Raw genomic sequence first — 24,790 nt, forward strand, 5'->3', positions numbered from 1 at the left:
TAATAGGATTGACATGAAGATCCACTATGAATGTTTCACATGTATCGCAAATCAGTGCCAGAGGATAATTGAGATGAGTACAGAAGACCTGGCAAAAAGAAAGAAAGCCGCTGTTCTTAGCGCAAAACTTATGGGAAAGCTTGAGGAAGACTCAATACCTGCGATAGTGTCCAGCAAGATATTCTTTAATCTCTACGCATTCCTTGGAGTTGATGATCCGTTTAAAGACTACAAAGAGTCCTCCAATAAGTTAGCGGAGAGGATTTTGAATGAGATTGAGAAGGTTATAAAGGTTGACCTTAAAACCGCGTTGAAGCTTGCAATAGTGGGCAATGTGATTGATTTTGCTGTTGGTTACTCTCCAGAAAAGATTGGGGAGGACGTGGTGAAACTGGTTAAAGAGGATCTATACATAGACCGCTCTGAAGAGCTATTCAAAAAGCTTGAAAATGCTGAAGTTTTATTGTACCTTACCGATAACTGTGGCGAGATATACTTTGATAGGCTCTTCTTGAAAAAGGTTCGAGAAAACTTCCCTCATTTGGATATTTACATTGTTGGAAAAGAAACTCCAATAATAAACGATGCCACTGTAGATGATTTAATAAAAGCTGGATTAAACAAAATCGGGAAAGTGATCTCGACAGGTTCTGGAATGGTAGGAGTTCCTTTTGAGGAAGTTTCTGACGAATTCAAAGAAATTTTCGAAAAAGCTGACGTCATTATAGCAAAAGGGCAGGGAAACTTTGAAACTCTTAGCGAAATTGACGATAAGCGTGTTTTTTATCTTTTAAAGGCTAAATGTCGCCCCGTGGCGAGGGAATTGGGAGTGCCTCAAGGGAGCATGCTGTGTATATAGACATTTGACGATATTATTATTGACAAGCATCGATTAGAAAGGCTTTTATACTTTAAAGTTGTATAATATAGTGGTGATACCTATGCCGACGATGATTAAAAAGGATTTAAAAAAGTTTATGAAGGAATTAAAACTTCATTACGACGATGTCTGGCGTGTTCCATCAAGTGAATACCTTAAGAAGCCTGATTTTGTTGTAGTAGATCCCAAAACTGGCAAAAAGATAAAAGTGAGCTTTGTCTCATTGGACGATGGTGAAGTTGTCAGTGTAGTTTATGATGAACTCAGTTAATTCGTTTTTTGACGAATTTCTTTCCGACTTTTGTTTTATAGGCATAAAACAAAAATGTCAAAATGGTTAAATATTTCTTTATCCAATTTTTTATGATGATGAACAATGAAAGAGAGTACAATTAACGATATTTTCGATCTCGTCGGTATAATAGCAGACCCGAAAATTAGGGCACTCACCTATGCTAATATTGGGGTTGAACTTTTTCGGATGGGCAACGAAAAGTACAGGGATGCCTTTAGAAAAGCACTAGAAACTGCAGAAGAAATTGAAGATGCAGCCGAGCTCGCTTTTTTGCTCATCCAGATTGCCACGTATCTGGGAGAAACAAACAAAGCCGCCGCTGCAAGAGTTTTTAATAGGGTTCTTGAACTGGTTGAACGCATGCCAACTAAAATCCGTAATAGAGCCCTAGAAAAGATGATAGAAGCTGCATTAAAACTCAAGCTCTACGATTTAGCGGTTTCTTATGCAATGAAAATCAAAGACGGTAGAGTGAGAAATAGCATGCTTATCCCAATTATTAGGGGATACCTCTCTGAAGGTCAGCTTGCTAAAGCAATTAAAATTTCAAAAGACCTGCTTGAAGAGCCTTGGAGCTCAATAGCAAAGTCGGAGATAATAAAGTACTACATCAAGAGCGGAGAAGTCATGAATGCTCTAGATATCTTTAACACCGTTGAGGGGAACCGGGAAAGGTTCATCAACGAGATCATAGAAGAGCTTGTTGACTCTCCAGAACATGTTTCAAAGTTCTTTGAACTGCTAAAAGAGGAAGAATTGGTAAGTGCTGCAAAGAAATTGCTCGACATTCTCATAGAGTCTCCGAGGAGAGAGTATATCGAGTTAGTAGAGAGAATTGCAGCGAAAGTGCCCGATGAAAGTGTGCAGGTAAAAGTGGTGTCATTTTTAACCAGGGTTGGAGAAAAAGAGAAAGCATTAACATACGCAAATAGACTGCAAGATAGCTACCTGCGCTCATTAGCATTTGGAGAAATTGCTCTGGGTTACCTAAAAGAAGATGATCTGGATAAAGCCATAGAGACCGTAAAAAACGTTAGAGATCTAAAATGGAACTCGAGACTTTTGGCGGAGATATTGATTAAGGTTCTAAGACTTGCAGCCAAAGAAGAATCTGAGGGATGACATTAGCTTTAAATTCTTTTCTTCCAACTTTTTCCGGTGATGTCTGTGGTAAGGATAGCGATAATAGGTGGATCTGGGGTTTACGATCCAAAGCTTCTAGAAAACATAAGGGAAGAAAGGATTAGAACTCCTTATGGGGACATTACGGTAAAAATTGGAACGTACAAGGGCGAAGAGATTGCGTTTTTAGCAAGACACGGAGAAAAGCACAGTGTTCCACCGCATAAGATAAACTACCGCGCCAACATATGGGGGTTGTATGAGCTTGGTGTTGAAAGAATACTCGCAACATCGGCAGTGGGATCTCTAAATGAGGCCATGAAACCGGGAGATTTTGTTATACTTGATCAGCTAATTGATTTTACAAAAAACAGGGTTTATACATTTTACGATGGGGAAGACTCTCCCCATGAAAGGAAGTTCGTTGCCCACATTGATTTCACTGATCCATACTGTCCGGAGCTTAGAGACGCTCTAATAAAAGCGGCTAGAGAGCTAGGATTCAGCTATCATCCCAGAGGGACTTACGCTGCTATGGAAGGGCCTAGGTTTGAAACAAGGGCAGAGATTAGAGCATTAAAAATCCTAGGGGCTGATGTTGTGGGGATGACCCAATCTCCTGAAGCAATTTTAGCAAGGGAGCTTGAGATGTGCTATGCAAGTGTTGCTATTGTAACTAACTATGCTGCGGGAATAAGCAAGACCAAGCTCACCCACTCGGAAGTAGTGGAGCTTATGCAGCAAAAAAGTGAAGAAATAAAGCTTCTTTTAATGAAAGCTGTGGAATACATCCCTAAAATCAGGAGATGTGCATGTAAGGATGCTTTAAAAGGTGCTACAGGTTGATTTTTATTTTTTCAATATATCCAGGGGCGTGTCAAAGATTAATCTTGGAAGACAAAATCGAAGGAATTACTTGCCCGATTGGAGCAATTGGAGAGTAAGGGATCAACCTAAAGGATTTGGTTTATGAAGATCCGCTCCTTAGAGAAAAATGGCACAAAGTTTGAGAATTTTTGTTTTTAGAAGAGGCTTTCCCGAGGCTTGAAGAATGGAGTGTGGTGCGGTGGCCGGGATTTGAACCCGGGCCCGCGGCGTGGCAGGCCGCTGTCCTAGGCCAGGCTAGACTACCACCGCACAAGCCCGGTAGATAATCAATTGCAGACGCTTTATAAATTTTTCGCCAAGGTGTTTTTAAATTCCACCACTTTCCCTGACTCTTTTCCTAACGTTCGGATCTCTATCAGCTATCCTTTTCAATGCTTCTTCAAAGCTCATCCAGTCGGGGACTTCCTCATTGAGGTATATCCCCGTTCTCCCGATAGAGTCCCTTTTGGTTAAAATCTTCACCCTTTCTTGGACTATGTCTATACTCACTCCAAGAATTTTCGCAACCTCGCTCTCTCTCCCAATGACTTCCCTCTCTATATGTCCTTTTTCCGTTGGGACTATTAGTATCAGCTTTTTGTTAACTCCCGGCACTCGGAGGTTTGTTTTGAGTCCCCAGAGATCAACCATTCCTCCCCATTTATAAAATTCGATCTCTCTATCTTTGGGCTCAACAAGGGGAAACGTTATCGTAGTTTCTTCGTCGATTTCGATATGTCCCTTTATTAAGTGCCATGGTGTCGCCATTACAATTCTTCGCTTTTCAAATGGGATTCCCTCCAAGCTTAGCTCGATTAGGAAGCTGGGAACTTTATAGGGTATCACGATGTCAATATCACTATCTTTCCTAACGTCCCCTCTTGCCACGCTCCCGTAGACATAGGGCTCAAATTGGTCTAGCCTTTCCATTATTTTTAGGGCCTTTTCACGCTTCTCTTTCAAGATTTTCCACCGTTTGGATGAGTATACGATCTCCCTTTCGTCCCACACTCTAACAATCTTCTCTCTTGGCATGATACCCTTTTTGTCATTGTTCTTTTTAAATCCAATCGCTGACCTCCTCCCCGCCTTGAAAGGCAAGGGTTCAGCTTAACCCCTCGCCAACGAGCGGTTCGGTTTACGGGCTCACAACCTACTCCCGTTGCCGGTTTCAGTTCAGCCCGAAGGCCGGGTCTTCGGCCCGTTACCCCTACCGGCAAAGCCGGCTCGGGGTTATCGTTCCAGCCCCCTCCAGTTTCAAACTGCCCAACGACAATTTTTAGAGGACGCCTCCCGGTGTCATCCCTGCTGAAGCAGGGACACGTTTGAAAGCTTTTCAACGGGCTCTTCTTTATGAACCCTACCGGGCTCAATTAAAAATACAATCCAAAGTTTAAAAAACTTTCGACACTTAAAGAATAATTAGGTGGTCTACTGCATCCCTGCCCTAAATGGCGAGGCTTTTAAGAGAAAAAAGTAACCTTTAATAGGGCAATGTTTATCTTTAGAAGGAGGTGGAAAAATGCCTGTTGTAGGTGTTAACATAACGAACATTGAGGTCGAAAAGCAGGGAGGGGCATTAGGTAAGGTTGAGGTGAATCTCTCTCCAAAGATTGAGGAGGTTAGATTGGGAGAAGTAAAGACCCCTTCTGGGAAAGTGAATGGTATTGAGGTGTTCTTCACTTATCAGATTAGCTATAATCCCGAAATTGCAAGGGCACTAGTAAAGGGGGCTGTGTTTTATCTACCGCCCAAAAAAGAACAGATAGATGAAATCCTTGATGGTTGGGAAAAAGAGAAGAAGATACCTCCAGAAATGTTTGCAGAGATAGTGAACTTTGTAACTAATGAAATAACCCCTCTGATAATGGTAATTTCTAAAGAAATGAGAATTCCTTATCCGATTCCTCTTCCAAGAGTAACTATAAGGCAGCAATCTTGAAATTGCCTCTATCAAAATTCTTATAAACTCTCTTTTCCCTTCTTTTTTGGTGGTTGTGATGAGGGGGGATTTACTTTGCTCTGCCAAAATCAGCGCTTCAGGTATTTAACGCCTTAGAAGACAGGCCAGTATCTTCTAAGGAGCTTGCAAGAAAAACAAACCTTTCTGAAAGGACTGTTCGTTATGCCCTGAAGATTCTTAAGGAGAAAGAGCTTGTTGAGGAAATATTTTTCTTAAGAGACGCCAGAAGGAGGGGCTATAGAAGAAAAGTCATTCTGGGCTGAATCCTTCTACCTTCTGTAATCCTTTTTTAATTTCTGGATATCTTGTCTCGAAGATGAGCTCCGCTAGCTCTATTGCCTGTGCATAGGCCTCTCTCTTTGCATAGAAATCCATTTGCTCAACAAATTCTAAGTAGTTTCTGCTTCTTTCCTTAGCGGCCAGATAAAGAAGAAGGGCCTTTCTTATCCTGTACCTGTGTTCTAATGTTGCCTCTACTTCCAGGATGAGGTTCTTATAAGTCTTGAGACCCTCCAGAAGTTTATCGAGGGCGAAGAGGGATTGGGCAAGCATTAGCAGGGTATCCCCAAGCTCCTCCATGAATCCTTCTTTTCTGTATTCTCCTGAGAGCTGGTAGAGCATTTTTGTGGTATTTAGGCCTACGAGTTTTGTTCTTTGAGAGTTTCCTGCCAGTAGGTAGGAATATTCAGCACTAAGGAAAGTTTTTGCGGTATAGTAGAGATTTCCATCGGCGTACCATTCTCTGCCTGCTCTTTCGTAGTTTCTTCCTGCGTTCTCCATGAGTTCCATAAAGTGGTCATTATAACCAAAAATATCCTTAACAATAAATGCGAGCTTGAAAAAGGTGTCTCCTGCTTTTTGATATTCTTTTTTGGCCACAAATATCTCCGCTCCCTTCCCATAGAGGTCAAGGAGAATGCTTGCCATGTCCTCGATGCCCTTTGAATCGTGGATTATCTTGTAATATCTATACGCTGCCTCATATGACTCAATCGCCTTCTGAATTTTCTTTCTTTTCATTTGAGTGTCGCCCATTGATTTGTACATCACTGCAAATTCCTTTGCGTATTTTTCAAATTTGTTCTTCTCACCGAGAATTTCAAATATTCTGAGGATATTGGAGCAGAATTCATCGAGGAGCTCTAAATTGGGCTCCTCGGCTTCGACTTCTCTTTCCAGAATGTCCAGATAATAATACGCACTCTTAAGGAGAAAAGGTCTAGCATCTTTTAGGGCCTGTGGATTAGCACTAAGAATGAGGTCCCCAATGTATCTATAAATCCGGGCAGCATCTAAAATTCTTTTTTGCTTTTCATATTCTCTCGCGGATTTTATAAGAAGCCGTATACCCGTTTTCAGCTCTCCCTTAGTCACCAAGCTTTTCCCAGCTAGTTCAAGCTCCCCCGGACTGGACCTTATTATACCAGTTATCAAAAGGGTCACCTCACCTGGTTTTAGCAATTATTTATTCTACCCCAGTGTATTTAACGCTTTCTCCGATGGACAATAGAACACATTAAAACTCAAAAAATTTTCGAAAAATTATACTCTTATCACTCTATATCCAGCCGCTTTCCTAAGCCTGTTCATAACCGCAAGCCCTAATCCCCTCTCTTCAATCCCTTCGGCTAGTATTATGTCTACCCCAGACTTGTCGAGTTCTCTAAGAGCTTTAAACAAATTCCTTGCTATCTCCTCCTCGCTCTCTCCTATGTTAAAATATGCATCTGCCTCATAGAATCCTCCAGTAGCCATTACACCCACTTTCAAGCCTTGAGCCCTATATTCCTTGACAAGTTCCTTGATCTTTTCTTTAACCTTTTTACGTTCCCCTTCTATAACCACAACCTGGGCCTCCGGGGCGTAGTGTTTGTACTTCATCCCGGGAGCTTTTGCAAGCTTTACCGGTTTTCCTTTTACGGCTGGATGAATTTTTATTTTTCCGATTACTCTCTCTATTTCTTCAAGAGGCAGCCCACCAGGTCTTAGGAGCATTGGAGGTTCTGTGGTTAGGTCTATTACCGTTGACTCTACTCCTATCTTTGTCTCTCCTCCGTCTATTATGCACTCTATCCTTCCATAAAAGTCATCAGCAACGTGTTCCGCTATGGTAGGACTCGGCTTTCCGCTTATGTTTGCAGATGGAGCAGCAATTGGTCTCTTACTTGTCTTTATCAATGCAAGCGCAATCTCATGAGCGGGCATTCTTACTGCTACCGTATCTAACCCACCTGTAGTCGCGTAGGGAACTTTGTCCCCTTTTGGGAGCACTATTGTTAATGGGCCTGGCCAGAACTTCTCTGCGAGCATTTTGGCCTTCTCCGGGACTTCTCTTGCAAGCTCATAAACCTGATTGAACTCAGCTATGTGGATTATTAGAGGATTATCTGGGGGTCTCCCCTTTGCCTCAAATATCCTTTTGACGGCATTTTCATTTAGAGCATCTGCACCTAACCCATAAACCGTCTCCGTAGGAAATGCAACAAGCTTTCCCTCTCTAATAAACCTGGCAGCTATCTTAATTTTTTTCCAGTCAATGCCCTCTCGCATGTTTATCACTATTGTCATGTTCCTCACCCAAAACTTCCATGTAAACCCTCTCAGCTCTTTCAGCAACTTTTCCCCACGTGTACTTTTCACTGATTCTTCTTCCAATTTTGCCCATTTTTAAAGCTTTTTTGTTATCAAGCAAAAGTGTTACTTTTTCCACAAGATCGTCAAAATCTTTAAAGAGATACCCATTTTTTCCGTCTCTTATGAGCTCCTTTATACCTCCAACAGCCCTCCCAATTACAGGCACGCCAAGGGAGTTCGCCTCAACAACCACAAGCCCAAACCCCTCTCTTAGGGAAGGAACTATCAGCATTTTGCTTTCCGCGAGTATGTTATCAATATCCTCTCTATAGCCGAGAAACTTAACGTTGGGAGGTGCTGTGCTTTTCAGTTCTTCCATTAACGGGCCTTCACCAACCACTAGGAACTTTTCGGTGGGAAAGCACTCTGCAAGCTGTATAAACGTTTTTGGGTCTTTATAATAAGTTAGTGTTCCGATGAATGTGATGTACCGTTTTGCTGCCTTTTTTAGCTTTAGTGCCTTTATTCCATTTGGAATAACTTTTACTCTTTTTGCTCCAAATGAGAGAGCTCTTTTTTTTAGGTAGTGGCTTACAGCTATTATCACATCGCTCTTTGCTATGCTCTCTCTAACAAAATACTTCCCGAGCGGAAGGTTTGACATAAAGTCAAGGTCGCTTCCGTGGGCTGTTACAATTAAGGGGATCCTCAGTTTCTTCTTTGCGAGAACTCCTGCATAGCTGGTTGTTCCAACGTAGTGGGCGTGGATGAGCTCGAAATTCAGCTTTTTGTGGAGTTTCACTATCTTTAAGAAAGCTAAGAAAGCAAAGAAAATTCCTCTCAACCCGAAGACTGGAGGAACTTTTACCTGATGAACTAACTCCCTCTCGAACTTTCTGGGTGTTATAGGACCGTAAGTGAGGACGTAAACCTTATGACGTTTTCTAAGCTCTTTAACTAAGCTGTCAGTGTGATTTGCAACTCCCCCTTTGTGGGGAGGGTAATGCCCTACTACCAATATTCTCATGAATAAAAAATATAGAAGAGAAGTAAAAAGCCTTTCTATGGTCTGCCTTTACCTTTTCCACGTGGTGGATTTACCGGCAAGTGCTTTTCCTTTATTTTGCCTTTTCCTTGTATAAAGGCTTCTCTTAGCATGTTTTTGGCATCTTCAATGAGCTCTCTGGCAGTGTCATAATCTCCTGCCTGTATTGCAGCTTTTGCAGCATCTATCTTCTCCTTTATTTGAGTTACATCAATTCCAGCTTTTTCGAGAACTTTTATTTTAACTTCAAGTCTGTGTACTTCCTTTTCGAGCTGGATGTCAACCCTCGCATGAATGACCTTTTGCCATTCCTTGCTGGCCAGCTTAATTACTGCCTCTGCATGGGCCTTTGCGGCTATTGCCTGTCCATATGCTTTTCCATACTTTCCTTCATTGTAGCTCTCGTTTGCGATTTGTATCTTCTTTTCGGCAAGTTCAATTAGCCTTTTAGCGGCTGGAACTGGGAGGTCGTCCAGCATTTCTTTTGCCGTTTCAGTTCTGTTAATGGCTACTTGTATTGCCTCCCATGCCATCTCAGGTGTTATGGTTACGTTCTCTTCGGTTATGTTTCCGTCTCTGACCCTCTCCCTAACACGTTCTCTTACCTCTTCGGCAGTTTTATTGTCCATTAATGGGCTTTTGATTATTATTACGCTCTTGGTTTTGAGCAGAGTGCCAATTATTTCAGTTGTATTTGTTAGATTGTTATCCACATACAGGACAAATTTCTTTCCTTCTATGCCCTTTGCCTGTTTAATTGCCCCCAGATCTCTTCCGTGGGCGATTACTATTTTGACACCTTCAAAGAGCTCTGGATACTCTTCAATAGCCTTTTTAAGCACTTCTAGGTTGGTCTCATACCTATTTTCACCATACCACCTAACATATGAAACTCCCAGCTCGCCTAGATCCGTTTCGTAGTCTTTTGGCACTGCATCAGGCCCGCCTATGATTATAACTTTGTCTGGAGCATAGCTCATTATCTCCGCCGTAACGTTTGGATCGTACACTCCCCAGGTTGTAACTACTACGGTTGCGTTTAACACTTCCGCAAGCTCCTCTGCAAGTGCTGAATCTGCCTCGTTGTCGCTTACGAGGATAACTATTGAAAGACTCTGTGCTTGTGATAGTGGCATTATGCTTGCTAAGAGCAAAGCACCAAACAACAATGCAAATACTTTTTTCACCATCATGGCTTATCACCTCACTTTGTTATAGAGAAGAACCCCTATTTAAGCTTTTTTCATGAAATCGTTTTGTTTTGTCTTCATTTGTTTATTCAAATCCCGCGAGAATTCTTTTTGGCTTTGTGAGAGTTAAAAAAAGTTTAAAACCGTTTATGTATGTTCAAAAACTTCATAAAAGACTTTTTCAGCAAATTGAGATAATCTCAAACCCTCTTTCTTTGCTATCTTTTCCAGAATCTTTTGTGCATTGCTTCCGTATTGGCAGGCCTTCTTTTCTCTGTATGCGACCTCTTTGGGGAGGCCTGTTTCAAGAGCTACTTCCCTTAGGATAGCTTTTCTTACTCCACTGTGGATTTTGTACTCCAGAGGTGTTCTGAGTCCACTTCCGACGACGTTAAGATCCAAAAACGGAAACCTTCCTTCAACGCTGTTTAGCATGGCAATTTTATCATCTCTGGCAAGGTTCTTTTCCCCCATTTCCAAAATATCCTTCTCCATTAGTGAAGGATCCCGGAGATATTTTGCATACCCTCCAAAAAGTTCATCGGCTCCTTGACCAGTTAAAAGAACTTTGGTGTTGTCCTCTCGGGCAAGTTTTGTTGCGAAGTAGATTGGGATCCCTATCGCGAGGTTCATGGGGTTGGGCTCCTCTATGGCAAACATAACTTTTTCAAGGGAGCTTTTTACATCCTCTAGGTCAAACACGTACTCCCTAAGCTTCAGGCCAAGTTTCTCACTAACTTTTCTAGCCCACTCCAAATCTTGACTTCCTTCTGCTCCCGCTGTGTAAAGGACTACATCTGAGTATTTTGAAGCAAGAAAGGCTATTAAAGAACTATCTAGCCCCCCTGAAAACAACACTCCCACCTTTTTTGCACTCCTAATTCTCACGGCATATTCTAGGCTTTTCTTTATGCTTAGCTTTGCTTGTTCATAGGAAAAAGACTTCCCTTTTAGTTCTAAGATTGTAAAGAGCTGGACTCGTTCAATGCCCTTTCTGGATATTTTAACGAGCTCTCCTGGATTTACAGGGGTTGCCCTTTCTCCTATGCTCCAGAGAACTTTCTTTTCCGAGGCAAAGAAGCCGTTCTGGGAGTAATAAAGGGGCCTAATCCCAATTGGATCTCTAAAAAGATAAATGTTCTCTTTATCAGAAAATGCTACAGCGTAATCTCCGTTTAAGATTCTCATTAAGCGTTTCACGCTCTCAGCTATAGAATTACCTCTTTCAATTTGAAACTCCAAGAAGCGCAGAATTACTTCCGTATCGACGTCGCTCTCAAATCCAACTCCTTTTCTCTCTAAAAACTCTCTTATTTGTCTGTGGTTATATATCTCTCCGTTATGGATCAAGACAAAATTATTAAAGAACGGTTGAGTAAAGCTTTTTGAGCCTGTCATGGCCAAACGGCACTGGAGAAGCCCTATACTTCCGTCTGGAATTTCGTTAATCTGAGAAAAATCCTCGCTCTTCAATACTCCTTCCTCAGTCCACACACCGAAGGAGTCTCTACCCCTATGTTTTCCGGAGTTTATCATTGCTATGAGTTTTGGTTTTAGATGTCTCCCGATCCCTCCTGCGATAAGGCACACTTCTCTCACCAAAATCTCTTATTTACCTGCCAATAAAAACTTTCCCGGTTTCTTCCTAAAAAAGGGTTCATTTTGGAAAGGAGTTCTTGAATGGAATTTCTGTTCTCATTTTTTCTGCTGAACTTATGTTAAATCCCCACAGGTGCAGTAGTGTTCATAAGCAACAGTCTCAAGCTCGTCAAATCCGCTTCTCGTTTTTGCAGATAGATAGAGCACCCTAACAGGAGGCGAGACTTCGGGCAAAAATTTACACAGCTTGTATGCCAAAAGCCCTTGCATTGAACTGTCAAGCTTTAAGCGGCCTGAAAGGTATTCAACGTCCTCTAAGTATCTCTTTACCTTTTTCAAGTCCCTAAGGAGATCTGTTTTGTTAAGGGCTGGTATAGTTGTTGCACCAAGTCGAAGGTCTATTAAAAGGGCAAAAAACCTAACAAAGCAGTAGTCATGGGGTTTTCTGAGTATTGTGGGATCAAACAAGTACACAACAAGCGGACTTGGGAGATTTTCCATTAGCTTAACTCCAAAATCATGGAAGAGAAACGTTTCCATCTGGCCGGGGGTGTCTATAAGAACGTAGTCGTTTTCTTTTTCCAGCTCTAGTATCTTTTCAAGATAATCCTCGAGGTAGTTCATCAAAAAGTCATAGCTTTCCACAATAGCTCCATTAGGCCCGTAGCCCTTTCTCATTAGCTCTTCCACGGTTATGTGGTCTCTAACATCCACTGTAGGAGTGTAAGGAAGGGTCTTAACTCCAGTATCTAGGTTTATATATGCTACCCTTTTTTCATTCTCTTCCAAAAACCTTCCAAATTCTCCTGTCAAAGTTGTTTTTCCGCTTCCAGCAGTTCCAACAAATACCACTATCACTCCATCCACCATTGTTTTTCCGTTTCCATTCTTACAAGCTTCTCCGCCAGTTCAAAAAATGCTTTCGTGGCTTTTGAATTTGGCTCGTATACTACTACGGGCATTCCTTCCAGCGCTGCCTCCCTTACTTTTTGGTCTTCTGGGATAACGGCTAAGAGAGGAAACTCCATAACCTCTTCGGCAGCCTCCGGGGGTATGTCGTTTTTATGTCCGCCGTACCTGTTGAGTACAAACCCCAAAACTTCTCGTCCAGCCTTTTTCAAGACTATCCCCACTTTCATTGTATCGCTGAGGCTTGCTATTTCTGGATTAGTCACTAGAATAATCTCCTCTCCACTTAGCATGGCGCTCATGGCATCTATTTGCAACCCGGCTGGACAGTCTATAAGGATATAGTCAAAGTCCTCCTTTAGCTTTGGGATCACCTTGGGCAGATCTCTGGGGTCTGCTTTAGCAACGTGCTCCCAATCCACTGCAGCTGGGACTACGTACACGAGTTCGTATCTCGTGGTGTGTACAGCTTTTCTTATGTCTTCCCCTTCAATCAACACATCGTGGATAGTTTTTCCGGCATCGTCTAGTCCAAAATGCAAGCTTAAGTTTGCCATGGTCAAATCTGCATCAACAGCGCATACTCTTTTTCCTAACTTCCCTAGAGCAATCGCAAGGTTTGCTGTAATGGTTGTTTTCCCAGTGCCTCCTTTTCCAGAAGCTATTGAGATTATTCTCCCCATGTTTATTCCCCACTATAATTCTCCTAAACCTTTATGAACTTTTACCAAAAGGTTATAAGTGGAGAGACCAGCAATGGGAAGGTGAGAAAAATGAGAGTATTTGTTGCGGACACGAGTGTTATAGTTGATGGACGGCTCACTCAATACCTTAACAGGATTAACGAAAAGGTTAAGGTGATTATTCCTGAGGCTGTCGTTGCTGAGATCGAGCATCAGGCAAATGAAGGCAAGGCTATAGGGCACACTGGACTGGAAGAGCTAAAAAAACTTAGAAAGCTCGCGGAAGAAGATAAAATTCTTTTGGAATTCTACGGTGAGAGGCCGGATTTGTGGCAAATTAGGAGGGCAAAAGCCGGGGAAATAGACCACATGATAAGAGAAGTTGCTAGAGAGCTTAATGCAACCCTTATAACCGGGGATCAGGTGCAGAGGGACATTGCTATAGCTAAAGGCATTGAGGTAATCTACTTGGAGAGCAAAAAAGAGGTCAAACACAGACTTGAGGACTTTTTTGATGAGCATACAATGAGCGTTCACTTAAAAGCTGGTGTAAGGCCTTTGGCAAAGAAAGGAAAGCCCGGTCAATGGAGGCTTGTTCCCATAAGGGACGAGAAACTCACAGATGAGGAGCTCGAAGAGATAGCAGATGACATAGTAGAGAGGGCTAAGAGGGATCCAGAGTCATTTATAGAGCTTGACGAACCCGGAGCCACTGTTGTTCAGCTGAGGAACTACCGTATAGTCATAGCAAAGCCTCCATTTGCCGATAGAATAGAGATTACAGCTGTCAGGCCAATAACCAAATTAAGCATAGAGGACTATGATCTCCCAGAAAAGCTCTTGGAACGTTTAACCGACAAAGCGGAAGGGATACTTATAGCTGGCGCTCCTGGTGAGGGAAAGACAACTTTTGCACAGGCTTTAGCTGAATACTATGCCTCCATGGGTAAAATAGTTAAGACCATGGAGAAGCCCAGAGACCTTCAGGTTAGTGAAGAGATAACCCAGTATACAGCACTTGGAGGAAGAATGGAGAAAACTGGGGATGTTCTATTGCTTGTAAGACCAGACTACACTATATTCGACGAGATGAGAAAGACGAGTGACTTCAAGATTTATGCCGACTTAAGACTCGCTGGAGTTGGAATGATAGGCGTTGTACACGCTACAAAGCCCATAGATGCCATTCAGAGGTTTATTGGAAGGGTTGAGCTTGGAATGATCCCGCAAATAGTTGATACCGTGATATTCATAAAAGCAGGGAATGTTGATAAAGTTCTGACTTTAGAGTATAAAGTTAAAGTGCCTAGTGGAATGACAGAGGAGGACTTAGCAAGACCGGTTATAGAGGTTAGAGACTTCATGACGGGTGAACTTGAATACGAGATCTATACCTATGGAGAAGAGATAAGCGTTGTTCCAGTAAAGAAAAAAGAGAAACCGCCGGCAATGAAGCTTGCTGAGAAAAAGCTCAAACAGGAGATCAAGAAGTTCTTGCCAGATGTTTACACGGAAGTTGAGCTTGCAAGTCCGCACAAGGCCATAATATACGCAGATGAATTTGATATCCCGGCAATAATAGGAAAGAAGGGCAAAAGAATTAGCGAAATAGAGAAAAAGCTCGGCATAAGTATTGATGTAAGGAGTTTTGACGAAAAGCTCGCAGAAATGCCCAAGGAAAAGATAGCTGTTGAAGCAGAAGAGAAGAAAAAGCAAATAGTCCTCAGAGTTTCACCTGATTTTGCCAAGAAACCCCTTAAATTCTTTGCAGGTGAGCAGTATATTTTCACCGCGACGCCTTCGAGAAAGGGGCTTGTAAAGGTTAATAAGAACACCCCAATAGGTAAAGAGCTCAAGAGAGTGTTGGATGCAGGAATAGAGATCTGGGCTTCTCTCTGATATATTTTTTGGCTCAGTTGCGAGGGTACTCATCACTACTCAGCTAGCGAAATTGTCTTCATTGCCCGAAATTTTTATATTTTAATCCTTTAAGTGCCTTTTGATGAGACTAATCTTAGCGTCCCAAAGTCCAAGGAGAAGGGAAATCCTTGCGAGATTCTTTGATGCTTTTGATGTTGTCCCGAGTAGTGTTAGTGAGGAATCTGAAACAACAAATCCAATAGAGCACGCGGTAGAAGTGGCAAAGAAGAAAGCCCGTGATGTCTACTCCCGATATGGGGGAACTGTAGTTGGCGCAGACACCATTGTTGTCTTAGATGGCAAAATCCTTGGCAAACCAAAAGATGGGGAAGAAGCAAGAGAAATGCTCAAAACTTTAAGCGGAAGAATACATAAGGTTATAACTGGTTACTGCATCCTCCATGAGGGAAAGGAGATTACAGGTTATGTGGTCACAGAGGTTAAGTTCCGAGACCTCAGCGAGGAGGAGATAGAATGGTACGTTTCCACAGGCGAACCATTTGACAAGGCTGGTGCCTATGGAATTCAAGGGAAAGGCAGCATTCTGGTGGAATGGATAAAAGGTGACTACTACAATGTTGTTGGCTTCCCAATGAAGGTAATCCTTGAACTTAAAAACTTGGGATTTAAACTCTCATAAGAGCTCGGAGAAAAGTAGATCTTCCTTTTTTCCACCTGCTTTTTTAAATGCTTTTAAACTCCAGCTTATGCTTCCAACGTCTCTCGGCTGGTGAGCATCGCTTGCGAAGGTTAGTTTTACTCCCTTCTGGATGCACAGCTTTATGAAATCTAGCTCTGGCACTCTGTACCGGGAGCTTATCTCAAAAGCCTTCCCATATTCTTCTGCCAGCTCAACAATCTCTGCATATTCCTCTATTGAGGGATAGCCTATGTACGGAAAGACGTTTCCAAAGTGTCCTATTATATCGATGCTCTCATCCTGAATGGCGAGTTTTATAAGTTTGAGATACTCATCATACCTCCCTGGGTCGAAGTAAAGGTGAACGGAAGCTATTACATAGTCGAGCTTTTTTCTAAAGTCGTCGTTTATATCGATGCCCTCTGGGAGAATATTGGCTTCTATTCCAGCTAGAACAGTTATTTCACTCTCTTTTTTGGCCTGATTTATAAGGGAAAGATAGGAGTTGAGCAAGTGGGGAGTAAAGAAATGTATGTGGTCGCTGATTCCAACAATCTTTAGTCCCTTTCTCTCAGCCTCGGCGATGTTGTCCCTTATGTAACCAATTCCATCAGAAAACCTTGTATGAGTGTGGAGATCCATCATTTTAGCTCCCATGTCTTATTCGCTTAAAAATTTAAAAGCCTTGCACTTTTCTGGATAAAATATCCAATGTAAACCCCAACCTTTAGGTTTGACAACCTTTAAATACTATTTTACTCTAATGAAAGTCGGTGGTGAAAGATGAACCGCTCAAAAGTTAGAGTTCTAATAGCAAAACCAGGACTGGATGGTCATGATAGAGGAGCAAAGGTCATAGCGAGAGCACTTAGGGATGCGGGTTTTGAAGTCATCTACACCGGAATAAGACAAACGCCGGAGCAGATAGTGGAAAGCGTCATCCAAGAGGACATAGATGTTCTCGGCTTGAGCATCCTTTCCGGAGCACACATGGTTCTTATCCCAAAGATTCTCAAGCTTCTAGAAGAGAGAGGTATAAAACCGAATGAAGATATACTCGTACTCGCTGGAGGTATAATACCGCCTGATGATGCTCAAGAGCTTGAAAAAATGGGCGTCGCAAGGGTCTTTGGTCCCGGAAGTTCAATTGAGGAGATTATTAAATTTATCGACGAAAATGTCCCAAAACTCAAAAAGTTTAAGGGAGAAAGCTAAGGTTTATATTTTCTTTTTTGGATAATTAATCCAAGTGGTAGGCATGATAGATGAACTAATTGAGAGAATGCTTAGAGGGGATAAGAGAGCAACTGCAAGGCTGATAACTCTAGTAGAGAACGACGAAGAAAAAGCAAGGGAGATAGTCAGGAAGATCTATCCATATACGGGAAATGCTTATATAGTTGGAATAACCGGTCCCCCTGGCTCTGGGAAGTCAACTCTAGTTGATAAGCTCATAAAAAAAGCTAGGGACGAAGGGAAAATAGTAGGAGTTATAGCCATAGACCCCACTTCTCCATTTACTGGGGGGGCTCTTCTCGGGGATAGGATAAGGATGCAGAGGCACTCTACAGACCCAGGTGTTTTTATAAGGAGTATGGCAACAAGGGGTTCCCTTGGGGGGCTAGCAAAGGCAACCAACGATGCTATAAAAATACTTGATGCCTATGGGTGTGATGTGATATTTGTAGAAACCGTTGGTGTGGGACAGATTGAAGTGGATATCGTAAAAACTGCCGATACGGTAGTTTTGGTAACCGTTCCTGGATTGGGAGATGATATCCAGGCAATAAAAGCGGGGCTTATGGAGATAGCAGATATCTTTGTGGTCAATAAAGCTGACAAAGAAGGTGCAGAGGCTACAATGTTTGAGCTTGAGCTAATGCTCGATCTTGAGAAAGAAAAGTGGGAGAAAAGGGGCTGGAGACCACCAATAGTCTCCACGGTTGCATTTACCAATAAAGGGATCGACCAGCTTTGGGAAGCCATCAATAAGCATAGGGTCTTTTTGTTAGAGAGCGGGGAAATCGAAAAGAAAAGGAAATTCAGAGTGGAGGAAGAAATTAAAGCAATAGTTTCAAGCACTATCGCAAGGAAAATTGGAGAAATGATGGGGGATAACGAAATATCTCAGCTTATAGAGAAGATTGCCAACAGGGAGATTGATCCCTATTCTGCTGCTGATCTTGTTTTAGAGAAAGCTTTGGGGGTGAAAGTGTGATAAAGAAAGTTGACCATATTGGAATTGCTGTTAGGAACCTCGAGGAGGCAATTAAAATCTGGGAAAACCTCGGATTAAAAGTTGAGGAGATTGAAGAAGTACCGGATCAAAAAGTTAGAACAGCGATATTCCACGCTGGCGAAACAAGAATTGAGCTCCTGGAAGCAACGGCAGAGGATTCGCCAATAGCTAAGTTCATTGAGAAGAGAGGAGAGGGAATACACCACATAGCTCTCGGCGTTGACAATATTGAGGAGCACCTAGAGAAGCTTAAAGAAAAAGGATTCAGGCTTATTGATGAAAAGCCTAGAATAGGAGCAGGTGGTGCCAAAATAGCCTTTGTGCACCCAAAGAGTGTTGGCGGAGTTCTTCTCGAGCTTTGTGAAAGAGAAGAGTGACTCCTTTTTAATTTTTTACAAAAAGGGAAAGTCTATTCTTATCGGGAGTTTTTCTTAGAAGAAGTTTATTGAGTGGCCGGCGGCGTCCCCGGTTTCCCGCCCCCTCTCGGAGGGCAGTACACCCGGGATCGCTGGCGGGCTTAACTTCCGGGGTCGAAACGAGTCCGGGTGTGACCCCGCCGCTATGACCGCCGTACCGATACTAACTCTCAGCACAGGCTTTATAAAGTTTACGGTTGAATTTCCGATACTGTTAGGATAAGCTGTGGGGTGTCAGGTTTAAGTTACTGGCAGTACTTTAGAAAAAGAAGGGGGAACATGAAGTCTGAAACCATTATTTACTGGGTGGTTTCAGCCTTAAAACCCTTTCGTCGCAACAAAATCCCACCAGAAAAGAAAATCAGGGGAGTAGAATTATACCTGCGAGGCCTCAGTTACCGGCAAACCGCCAGAATACTCAAAATCAGTCACGTAACAGTCTGGGAGGCAGTCCAAAAACTCGCAGAAGCAGTTTACAAGCCAAAAATCCTCGCAGTCAAAAAACAGCGAAACTTCATCGCAGTTGACGAAACAGTAATAAAAATCAACGGGAAGAAAAGATACCTCTGGGCTGCAATTGACGTTGAGAGCAAGGAAGTTTTAGCAGTCTGGATTACGACTGTTAGAAACTGGTGGGTTGCCAGGGATTTCATTCTGGTTGTTTTAAAGTCGTGTGAAGGGCAGCCTGTCTTTCTGGTTGACAGGGCGAGCTGGTATAAGTCTGCTTTTAAGAGTTTGAGGTTGGGTTATCTGCATGTGACTTTCGGGCCGAGGAACAGTGTTGAGCGCTGGTTTAGGACGTTGAAGGAGAGGACGAAGCGTTTCTGGAATAATTTCAGGGGTAAAGACTGGAGGAGGGTTCATAGGTTTGTTTTTCTGTTTGCCTTCTGGTATAATTTTGTCAGAATTCATTCTAGTTTTGGTGATCCGCCTGGTGATGTTACTGAATGGCTTCAGGAGGTGATGCCCCAGTTATCCTAACAGTATCGAATTTCCTCTGATGATCTACGCATTGCTCAGAAGTGTTGAGAGATTAGCAATAAGCCCCTCAAAGAGGGCTAGGGACTTTCAGAGGGTTATTCAATCCTATAAAAATGGGGAACCTATAGAGGTAGAGGGGTTCTTGATCCTAAGACCGCCTCCAGATGTGCCGAAAGATGGAGTGTACTATCTTCTCTCCCCTCTCTCCCCAAGTGAGCTCTCAAAAAGTGATATTAGACCCTACGTGGCTATAAAGATAACCGAAAAGAGCAGGATAAATGCAGAACTGAAGAGTGGGGAGTACGTTAAAATTGAAGGAATTATGGATGCGTATCCCTTCGGAAACATGCGCCTTATACATGTTATCTCTCTGGAAAAAGCCAGTGTTGAGAATTACTGGCTTCAGTATAAGGAGCTTGCCCTTAAAAAGGAAGAGCTGGAGAATCTCATAGAGGGGACAATCAATGCCAATTACGAGCTCAGGCAGGCTATTCTTTATTCTCTCTTTGCCTCTCCTTCGGTAGTTGGTAGTGGAAGGTTTTGGGGAGAGGGCGTGACGTTTTCTGCCCTCAAAAATGACCTCAAGATTGTAAAATCTCTTTGGGAAGCCTCGAAATACTTGATCAACCTTTTTCCTGAAGAGCTTATCTTGAAAAAAGGAAAAGCAAAATCCTTTGTAGATGATAATCTTGATCTTGACTTTCCCTTCTTCCTTGAAGGGGGTAAGTACTACTCGCCCTCAAACAAAAGCCTCCTTAAAAAAGAAATTCCGGTTGCAGAATGGGCTAGAGATTATTTTGAGAAAAAGCGGGCAATATTTCTGACCCCAAAAGTATACAAACGGATTTCTCCAGAGGATCCTTTGGCCTACACTTCCGAAACGCCTTTTATTGTAAATGAACCCATAGGGTGGGAGAAAAACCGGGAGCTGGAGCAACTTGTTCCAAATCTCCTAGCCACAATATTTCTGGAAAAAGAAAAAATACCCTCGCTTAACCCTTCTGATAAAATGATAGAGAAGTTTAGAGAAAGATTTGAAAGATGGGTCTTTAGAAATGCTCGGGAATATGGAGAAAAGTTCGATGCTTTAAGACTTAAAGGAATGATATTTGAAACAAACACGAGGTATCTCTTGAGCCTCCGTCTTCTCGGATCGATGGGACGATTTGAAGGCGAGATAAACACCCGCATCATAAATGAAGTTATAAACATGAACCAAGAGATAGTAGACATGTGGATAAACGAAATTTCAGAAAGGGATATGTTGAAGGTGCTGGAGATTTATGAGAAATACATCGAGCAGGACTTTAGAAATAAACGCTTGGTAATGGCTTTGAGAGTTTTTATGGATTTAGAGGCAACTTCCACAGATGGCTCGGTTGGCAGGGAGGAGTTTTACAACGCGCTGGTGGAATATGGGTTCAAGCCATCCTATGCTGAACAGGTCATAGAACGCCTTATTGCCGATGGATACCTTTATGAGCCGTTCATGGGTAGGTTAAAGATGATAAAGCCGGAGTAGTGGGAATATGTCAAAAAAGTTCATAAAGCGTAGGGAACAGAGGGAAAAGAAAAGAATAGCCCTCGAAAGGATAGATATTCTTTTTAGCTTAGCTGAAAGGGTTTTCCCCTATGATAAAGACCTAGCAAATCGCTACGTTGAGATAGCCTTGGCAGTGCAACAAAAGGCTAAGGTTAGAATGCCAAGGAAATGGAAGAGAAGGTACTGCAAGAGGTGCCATTCCTTTCTTGTTCCCGGCGTTAATGCTCAGGTTAGGTTGAGACAGAAGAGAATGCCTCACGTTGTTATAAAATGCTTGGAATGTGGGCATATAATGAGGTACCCGTATTTGAGAGAGAAGAAAGAACGGAGGAAAAAGAAAGATGCCAATGCATCACACTGATGCCTTTCCCATTCTTCACTCATTATCTCTTCGGTTTTTAAAGAAACCTCCTCAAGCTCCTCTTACAGTTTCAAAACTTGGCAGGGTTTGATAATTCAAAAGCCGTTTGCTTCTTACCTAACTTCTCTAATGGAAAACTTTCGGAAGAAATAGCAACGTTTTTTAATGTTCTTGCTGAGTTATAACGAAGGTGATGGAAGATGCAGCACCCTGTTGTTAATATTTGGGAGAAAACGAAGTTTGGTGAGACTGTGCTCCTTGAGTACAACAGCATAGGTTTCCCTTCGTTTGGGCTCTATAGCTTGGTTAGCTGGGCCAGGAAAAATGGGTACATGGTAGTGGTCACGGATATTTTGGACACGCTAAAGATTTATATGGAGCATGCTAGGCTTAGTGGCCTTGATGTGAATGTTTTTCATGATATCAAAGTTATCAAGCTCGGGGGCAGGCTTGAGGTCGGTAACGTCCTTAGGAGAATTCCCATAAGTGAGGAAAGCGTTATAGAAAAGGAAATTGCAAAACTGTTGGAAAGTCTGTTTCCGGAGGGAAACGTTGTTAATATTGTTGTCGGTGTGGGAAAGCTCTTTGCACTGTACTCAAGCTCCGTGAGGGATACCCTAAGCTTGGTTAATTTTATGCTAAGCTTTGTTGGTGATGAGAGAAGAAAGATATTCTATTTCTTGAACTTGGACATGATTGAAAAGGCTGAACCGATGATACTTCCGATGTTTGAAGAGTTTGCTACAACTGTGGTAAGAGTGAACAAACGTGGCTCGGTTTTTCAATTTAAGGTTCTCAAAGCCTTGAACCTTGAGCTGGATGGCTTTGAAGGCGAAGTTGATGTAAAAGAGGGAATGAAATTGTTAAAGGAAAGCCAAAGCAGAGATTAACCTTTGCAGCACTTTTCTTTCTTCTCTACCGGCACTATTTCTTTAAACCCTGTGTATGGCCAAAGAACTTTTGGTATCTTTACTGTTCCATCCTCCTCCTGGAAGTTCTCTATTATTGCCACTATCGCCCTTGATGTAGCTATTGCCGTTGAGTTGAGTGTGTGAACGAAGCGCGGCTTTTCGTTTGGCTTGTCCCTAAACCTTATGTTTAATCTCCTCGCTTGCCATTCTGTACAGTTTGAACAGCTTACAACCTCTCTGAACTTTCCTTGTGCACTCATCCACGCTTCAATGTCATACTTCTTTGCCGCAACATAGCCTAAGTCTCCGGTACATATGTTAACAACTCTGTATGGAATCTCAAGGGCTTGAAAGATTTCTTCCGCATTCTGGAGGAGCTTTTCGTGCCATTCCCAGCTTTCTTCTGGCTTTGAATATACGAACTGCTCAACTTTATGGAACTGGTGTACCCTAAAGATTCCCTTAGTGTCTTTTCCAGCTGTTCCTGCCTCTTTCCTGAAACATGGGCTTACCCCAGCGTAGAGGAGAGGTAAATCGTTCCCATCAAGAATCTCGTTTGCGTGAAGACCAGCAAGTGGATGTTCTGAGGTTGGGATTAGGTAGAGGTCTTCTCCCTCTACTTTGTAGATCACGTTTTCAAAGTCATCAAAGCTGGTAACTCCTTCTTCCACGTATCTTCTAACCATGTACGGCGGTATTACAGGGATAAATCCTTTTTCAATGAGCTTGTCGAGGGCAAACCTTATCAATGCAAGGTCGAGGATGACGATTTCGTTTAAGAGGTAGAAGAACCTTGAACCGCTTACCTTTGCGGCCCTTTCAAAGTCCGCTCCTCCAAGTTTAGGTAAAAGATCAGCATGGAGCTGTGGCTTCCATTCAATCACTTCATACTCCATCTTTCCTTGGCTCTGCTCTAGAAAGCTCTCTAAGTGACCTTTCCATACCCTTGCCTTGCCCCAGAATTTTATTGGAACATTATCTGTATCGTCCTTTCCTATGGGGACGCTTTCGTGGGTTATATTGGGAAGGCGCCAGAGATAATAGTCGATTTTTTCTTTGATTTCCCTGTTTTCTCTTTCGATTTCCTCAATTTGTTTTACTATTTCGTTGCTCTTTGCTAAAAGCTCTTCCACAGGCTCTCCTGCCTTTTTTCTTTTTCCTATCTCCACGGCAAGCCTGTTTCTTTCTCTTCTGAGGAGATTAATTTTCTTTAAGTTTTCTCTCCACTTTTCATCGAGTTCAAGAATCTCGTCTATCCATTTGAGCTTTTCTAATTCTCCACGCTTTATTAGGTCACCCTTTACCAGATCCGGGTTTTCACGGATGAGCTTTATATCGAGCATTCCTTTTCACCTACCCTAATAATGAGGAGATCATTTAAAAGTTATTTGGAAATTAAAAGCGGAACAGTATAACATCTACCTCCTCTCCTTCCTCGAGTATCTCAACGTTTTCTGGAATATCAACAAACCCATCTGCTTCTATAAAGCTTGTGACTGCTCCACTGCCTTTCAAGATCGGTTTTGCAATTTCTCCTTCTAGCTTAACCGGTAAAAACTGTCTTCTACCTTTGACGGAAAACACCTTATGGGCCAACTTCTTTTTGATTCTTTGGGTTTCAAACTCTCCGCCTAGGATCTTCCTAATCAGCGGGGCAACGAGAAGGGTGAAGTTCGTTAGACAAGAAGTTGGATACCCCGGAAGTCCAAAAATAGGCTTTCCATCTATAACCCCGATTATTGTTGGTTTGCCAGGCTGTATGGCTATTCCATGCACTTTTATCTCCCCAAGCTCCTCTATTATTGATGCCGTTAAGTCCCTCGTACCTCCGCTTGCTCCGCCAGAGAGGATTACTATGTCATACTTAAGCCCCTCAAGTATTTTCTCTTTCAAGCTCTCCTCATTGTCCCTTGCTATTCCGAGGAAATATGCTTCGCCTCCAAGTTCTCTAACGGCATCACTTACAGCCCTTCCGTTAATATCGTAAATTTTTCCCCGTTTGAGATCTTCTCCGGGTAAGATGACCTCATTCCCCGTGCTGATCACTGCAACTTTGGGTTTTGCAAAGACCTTCACCTTGCTTATCCCTACGGCAGAGAGAAGGGCAGTTTCCTTGAAGCCAAGTTTTGTCCCCTTCTTTAAAAGAAGAGTTCCCTTTGGAATATCTGTCCCCGCTTTCATTACACCCGCTTGGGGATACGTAGGCTTGGTGATTATTACCTCATCTCCCTTTCTCTCTACTATCTCGAACTCTATTACAGCATCGGCTCCTTTTGGTAACACCGCTCCGGTTGAGATGTATGCAGCTTTTCCTTCGCCGAGCTCAATTTGAGGCTCTTCCCCAGCATGAACTTCTCCAATTACCTTAAGAACTACCGGATTGCTCTCACTCGCGTTCCAGGTGTCTTGACTCCTAACCGCGTATCCATCTACCGTTGCCCTATCAAAGGGCGGAACATCTATGGGGGAGCGTATATCTTCCGCAAGAACCCTTCCAAGAGCTTCTTCCAAGGCAACTTCTTCAATTTTCGGCTTGAGCGGTAGGGAGTTAATGATTTTTAGTGCTTCCTCAAGAGGAACAACCTTCAAAAATGCCATTTTATCACCCGGATAAAGAAGGAGAAAAGGATTAATAAAATTGTTGGATGAGAT

The 24,790-nt window shown here is 42.6% G+C and carries 26 protein-coding genes, 1 tRNA gene and 1 rRNA gene; 15 read left to right on the forward strand and 13 right to left on the reverse strand.

Annotated features, from left to right (window positions below):
• The first annotated feature begins 13 nt into the window (after nt 1-13).
• The 4 genes from ACZ5NL_RS09040 to mtnP all read left to right on the forward strand — a co-directional run bounded on the left by ACZ5NL_RS09040 (nt 14) and on the right by mtnP (nt 3,143).
• Nucleotides 14-859: a damage-control phosphatase gene (locus ACZ5NL_RS09040; protein WP_464841967.1), complete on the forward strand. Its 846-nt coding sequence runs from the start codon at nt 14-16 to the stop codon at nt 857-859.
• 82 nt (nt 860-941) lie between these two features.
• Nucleotides 942-1,151 carry a hypothetical protein gene (locus ACZ5NL_RS09045; RefSeq protein ID WP_087037464.1) on the forward strand — a complete coding sequence of 70 codons (210 nt, stop codon included), beginning with the start codon at nt 942-944 and terminating at the stop codon, nt 1,149-1,151.
• Nucleotides 1,152-1,256: 105 nt separating this feature from the next.
• Nucleotides 1,257-2,297, forward strand: coding sequence for a tetratricopeptide repeat protein (locus ACZ5NL_RS09050; protein WP_464841968.1), 1,041 nt, complete (start codon nt 1,257-1,259; stop codon nt 2,295-2,297).
• Nucleotides 2,298-2,342: 45 nt separating this feature from the next.
• Entirely contained in the window at nt 2,343-3,143 is an 801-nt protein-coding gene (mtnP, locus tag ACZ5NL_RS09055; protein WP_464843455.1) for an S-methyl-5'-thioadenosine phosphorylase, read from the forward strand.
• A gap of 213 nt (nt 3,144-3,356) precedes the next feature.
• On the opposite strand, the gene ACZ5NL_RS09060 is transcribed toward mtnP, so the two are convergent.
• Both ACZ5NL_RS09060 and ACZ5NL_RS09065 read right to left on the reverse strand, forming a co-directional pair.
• Nucleotides 3,357-3,434: transfer RNA gene (locus tag ACZ5NL_RS09060), tRNA-Gly, on the reverse strand.
• A 57-nt stretch (nt 3,435-3,491) separates the two neighbouring features.
• The gene (locus ACZ5NL_RS09065; RefSeq protein ID WP_464841969.1) at nt 3,492-4,199 is read right to left on the reverse strand and encodes a nucleotidyltransferase domain-containing protein; all 708 of its coding nucleotides are present in this window, start codon (nt 4,197-4,199) and stop codon (nt 3,492-3,494) included.
• 487 nt (nt 4,200-4,686) lie between these two features.
• Between ACZ5NL_RS09065 and ACZ5NL_RS09070 the strand changes: the two genes are divergently transcribed.
• Together ACZ5NL_RS09070 and ACZ5NL_RS09075 are read left to right on the forward strand one after the other, a co-directional pair.
• Nucleotides 4,687-5,106 (forward strand): hypothetical protein, encoded by a 420-nt coding sequence (locus tag ACZ5NL_RS09070; RefSeq protein WP_464841970.1) that lies wholly within the window; start codon nt 4,687-4,689, stop codon nt 5,104-5,106.
• Nucleotides 5,107-5,186: 80 nt separating this feature from the next.
• Complete coding sequence (locus ACZ5NL_RS09075; protein ID WP_464843456.1) at nt 5,187-5,390, forward strand: winged helix-turn-helix domain-containing protein; 204 nt, start codon at nt 5,187-5,189, stop codon at nt 5,388-5,390.
• Here ACZ5NL_RS09075 and ACZ5NL_RS09080 read toward each other — a convergent pair.
• From ACZ5NL_RS09080 to minD, 7 genes are all read right to left on the reverse strand, one after another.
• Nucleotides 5,377-6,561, reverse strand: coding sequence for a hypothetical protein (locus tag ACZ5NL_RS09080; RefSeq protein WP_464841971.1), 1,185 nt, complete (start codon nt 6,559-6,561; stop codon nt 5,377-5,379). The genes ACZ5NL_RS09075 and ACZ5NL_RS09080 overlap by 14 nt on opposite strands.
• 108 nt (nt 6,562-6,669) lie before the next feature.
• Nucleotides 6,670-7,695 carry an L-threonylcarbamoyladenylate synthase gene (locus ACZ5NL_RS09085; protein WP_464841972.1) on the reverse strand — a complete coding sequence of 342 codons (1,026 nt, stop codon included), beginning with the start codon at nt 7,693-7,695 and terminating at the stop codon, nt 6,670-6,672.
• Nucleotides 7,661-8,728, reverse strand: coding sequence for a glycosyltransferase family 4 protein (locus ACZ5NL_RS09090; RefSeq protein WP_464841973.1), 1,068 nt, complete (start codon nt 8,726-8,728; stop codon nt 7,661-7,663). Before ACZ5NL_RS09090 ends, ACZ5NL_RS09085 begins: the two co-directional genes overlap by 35 nt.
• Before the next feature lie 35 nt (nt 8,729-8,763).
• On the reverse strand, nt 8,764-9,939 hold the full coding sequence (locus ACZ5NL_RS09095) for a cell wall-binding repeat-containing protein (RefSeq protein WP_464841974.1): 1,176 nt from the start codon (nt 9,937-9,939) through the stop codon (nt 8,764-8,766).
• Nucleotides 9,940-10,083: 144 nt separating this feature from the next.
• Nucleotides 10,084-11,526, reverse strand: a complete 1,443-nt coding sequence (gene asnB, locus ACZ5NL_RS09100; RefSeq protein WP_464843458.1) for an asparagine synthase (glutamine-hydrolyzing) — start codon at nt 11,524-11,526, stop codon at nt 10,084-10,086.
• Between the two features lie 123 nt (nt 11,527-11,649).
• Nucleotides 11,650-12,393 (reverse strand): ATP/GTP-binding protein, encoded by a 744-nt coding sequence (locus ACZ5NL_RS09105; protein ID WP_464843459.1) that lies wholly within the window; start codon nt 12,391-12,393, stop codon nt 11,650-11,652.
• The gene (minD, locus tag ACZ5NL_RS09110; RefSeq protein WP_464841975.1) at nt 12,390-13,127 is read right to left on the reverse strand and encodes a cell division ATPase MinD; all 738 of its coding nucleotides are present in this window, start codon (nt 13,125-13,127) and stop codon (nt 12,390-12,392) included. The genes ACZ5NL_RS09105 and minD overlap by 4 nt, the downstream gene beginning before the upstream one ends.
• A 90-nt stretch (nt 13,128-13,217) precedes the next feature.
• Here minD and ACZ5NL_RS09115 point away from each other — a divergent pair, with 90 nt between their 5' ends.
• Both ACZ5NL_RS09115 and ACZ5NL_RS09120 read left to right on the forward strand, forming a co-directional pair.
• Entirely contained in the window at nt 13,218-15,026 is a 1,809-nt protein-coding gene (locus ACZ5NL_RS09115) for a PINc/VapC family ATPase (protein ID WP_464843461.1), read from the forward strand.
• Nucleotides 15,027-15,129: 103 nt separating this feature from the next.
• The gene (locus tag ACZ5NL_RS09120) at nt 15,130-15,687 is read left to right on the forward strand and encodes a Maf-like protein (RefSeq protein WP_464841976.1); all 558 of its coding nucleotides are present in this window, start codon (nt 15,130-15,132) and stop codon (nt 15,685-15,687) included.
• Here ACZ5NL_RS09120 and ACZ5NL_RS09125 read toward each other — a convergent pair.
• Nucleotides 15,682-16,329, reverse strand: a complete 648-nt coding sequence (locus ACZ5NL_RS09125; RefSeq protein ID WP_464843462.1) for a PHP domain-containing protein — start codon at nt 16,327-16,329, stop codon at nt 15,682-15,684. The two genes, ACZ5NL_RS09120 and ACZ5NL_RS09125, sit on opposite strands and share 6 nt — an antisense overlap.
• Before the next feature lie 141 nt (nt 16,330-16,470).
• Here ACZ5NL_RS09125 and ACZ5NL_RS09130 point away from each other — a divergent pair, with 141 nt between their 5' ends.
• The 3 genes from ACZ5NL_RS09130 to mce are packed head-to-tail and all read left to right on the forward strand — an operon-like array spanning nt 16,471 to nt 18,303.
• Nucleotides 16,471-16,902, forward strand: coding sequence for a cobalamin B12-binding domain-containing protein (locus ACZ5NL_RS09130; protein WP_464841977.1), 432 nt, complete (start codon nt 16,471-16,473; stop codon nt 16,900-16,902).
• Nucleotides 16,903-16,945: 43 nt separating this feature from the next.
• Complete coding sequence (meaB, locus tag ACZ5NL_RS09135) at nt 16,946-17,905, forward strand: methylmalonyl Co-A mutase-associated GTPase MeaB (RefSeq protein ID WP_464843463.1); 960 nt, start codon at nt 16,946-16,948, stop codon at nt 17,903-17,905.
• Nucleotides 17,902-18,303 (forward strand): methylmalonyl-CoA epimerase, encoded by a 402-nt coding sequence (gene mce, locus ACZ5NL_RS09140; protein ID WP_004068105.1) that lies wholly within the window; start codon nt 17,902-17,904, stop codon nt 18,301-18,303. The genes meaB and mce overlap by 4 nt, the downstream gene beginning before the upstream one ends.
• A gap of 74 nt (nt 18,304-18,377) precedes the next feature.
• Here mce and rrf read toward each other — a convergent pair.
• Nucleotides 18,378-18,499, reverse strand: a 5S ribosomal RNA gene (rrf, locus tag ACZ5NL_RS09145).
• Nucleotides 18,500-18,621: 122 nt separating this feature from the next.
• Here rrf and ACZ5NL_RS09150 point away from each other — a divergent pair.
• The 4 genes from ACZ5NL_RS09150 to ACZ5NL_RS09165 all read left to right on the forward strand — a co-directional run bounded on the left by ACZ5NL_RS09150 (nt 18,622) and on the right by ACZ5NL_RS09165 (nt 22,117).
• Nucleotides 18,622-19,323 (forward strand): IS6-like element ISPfu1 family transposase, encoded by a 702-nt coding sequence (locus ACZ5NL_RS09150; protein WP_011011522.1) that lies wholly within the window; start codon nt 18,622-18,624, stop codon nt 19,321-19,323.
• 19 nt (nt 19,324-19,342) lie between these two features.
• Entirely contained in the window at nt 19,343-20,845 is a 1,503-nt protein-coding gene (locus ACZ5NL_RS09155) for a hypothetical protein (protein WP_464841978.1), read from the forward strand.
• A gap of 7 nt (nt 20,846-20,852) precedes the next feature.
• Entirely contained in the window at nt 20,853-21,227 is a 375-nt protein-coding gene (locus ACZ5NL_RS09160) for a ribonuclease P protein component 4 (RefSeq protein WP_464841979.1), read from the forward strand.
• 200 nt (nt 21,228-21,427) lie between these two features.
• A complete protein-coding gene (locus ACZ5NL_RS09165; RefSeq protein ID WP_464841980.1) occupies nt 21,428-22,117 on the forward strand; it encodes a DUF257 family protein in 690 nt (229 codons plus the stop codon).
• Here the strand turns inward: ACZ5NL_RS09165 and serS are convergent.
• Entirely contained in the window at nt 22,114-23,481 is a 1,368-nt protein-coding gene (gene serS / locus ACZ5NL_RS09170) for a serine--tRNA ligase (RefSeq protein ID WP_464841981.1), read from the reverse strand. The two genes, ACZ5NL_RS09165 and serS, sit on opposite strands and share 4 nt — an antisense overlap.
• Nucleotides 23,482-23,533: 52 nt before the next feature.
• Entirely contained in the window at nt 23,534-24,736 is a 1,203-nt protein-coding gene (locus ACZ5NL_RS09175) for a molybdenum cofactor synthesis domain-containing protein (RefSeq protein ID WP_252743633.1), read from the reverse strand.
• Nucleotides 24,737-24,790: the final 54 nt, after the last annotated feature.

The sequence above is a fragment of the Thermococcus aegaeus genome, from assembly GCF_055393685.1.

Coding starts and splice junctions, on each gene's coding strand:
- ACZ5NL_RS09040 (WP_464841967.1), top strand. CDS start 14: ATGAAGATCCACTATGAATGTTTCACATGTATCGCAAATCAGTGCCAG.
- ACZ5NL_RS09045 (WP_087037464.1), top strand. CDS start 942: ATGCCGACGATGATTAAAAAGGATTTAAAAAAGTTTATGAAGGAATTA.
- ACZ5NL_RS09050 (WP_464841968.1), top strand. CDS start 1,257: ATGAAAGAGAGTACAATTAACGATATTTTCGATCTCGTCGGTATAATA.
- ACZ5NL_RS09065 (WP_464841969.1), bottom strand. CDS start 4,199: ATGCCAAGAGAGAAGATTGTTAGAGTGTGGGACGAAAGGGAGATCGTA.
- ACZ5NL_RS09070 (WP_464841970.1), top strand. CDS start 4,687: ATGCCTGTTGTAGGTGTTAACATAACGAACATTGAGGTCGAAAAGCAG.
- ACZ5NL_RS09085 (WP_464841972.1), bottom strand. CDS start 7,695: ATGACAATAGTGATAAACATGCGAGAGGGCATTGACTGGAAAAAAATT.
- ACZ5NL_RS09090 (WP_464841973.1), bottom strand. CDS start 8,728: ATGAGAATATTGGTAGTAGGGCATTACCCTCCCCACAAAGGGGGAGTT.
- ACZ5NL_RS09095 (WP_464841974.1), bottom strand. CDS start 9,939: ATGATGGTGAAAAAAGTATTTGCATTGTTGTTTGGTGCTTTGCTCTTA.
- minD (WP_464841975.1), bottom strand. CDS start 13,127: ATGGGGAGAATAATCTCAATAGCTTCTGGAAAAGGAGGCACTGGGAAA.
- ACZ5NL_RS09115 (WP_464843461.1), top strand. CDS start 13,218: ATGAGAGTATTTGTTGCGGACACGAGTGTTATAGTTGATGGACGGCTC.
- ACZ5NL_RS09120 (WP_464841976.1), top strand. CDS start 15,130: ATGAGACTAATCTTAGCGTCCCAAAGTCCAAGGAGAAGGGAAATCCTT.
- ACZ5NL_RS09125 (WP_464843462.1), bottom strand. CDS start 16,329: ATGGATCTCCACACTCATACAAGGTTTTCTGATGGAATTGGTTACATA.
- ACZ5NL_RS09130 (WP_464841977.1), top strand. CDS start 16,471: ATGAACCGCTCAAAAGTTAGAGTTCTAATAGCAAAACCAGGACTGGAT.
- meaB (WP_464843463.1), top strand. CDS start 16,946: ATGATAGATGAACTAATTGAGAGAATGCTTAGAGGGGATAAGAGAGCA.
- ACZ5NL_RS09150 (WP_011011522.1), top strand. CDS start 18,622: ATGAAGTCTGAAACCATTATTTACTGGGTGGTTTCAGCCTTAAAACCC.
- ACZ5NL_RS09155 (WP_464841978.1), top strand. CDS start 19,343: ATGATCTACGCATTGCTCAGAAGTGTTGAGAGATTAGCAATAAGCCCC.
- ACZ5NL_RS09160 (WP_464841979.1), top strand. CDS start 20,853: ATGTCAAAAAAGTTCATAAAGCGTAGGGAACAGAGGGAAAAGAAAAGA.
- ACZ5NL_RS09165 (WP_464841980.1), top strand. CDS start 21,428: ATGCAGCACCCTGTTGTTAATATTTGGGAGAAAACGAAGTTTGGTGAG.
- serS (WP_464841981.1), bottom strand. CDS start 23,481: ATGCTCGATATAAAGCTCATCCGTGAAAACCCGGATCTGGTAAAGGGT.
- ACZ5NL_RS09175 (WP_252743633.1), bottom strand. CDS start 24,736: ATGGCATTTTTGAAGGTTGTTCCTCTTGAGGAAGCACTAAAAATCATT.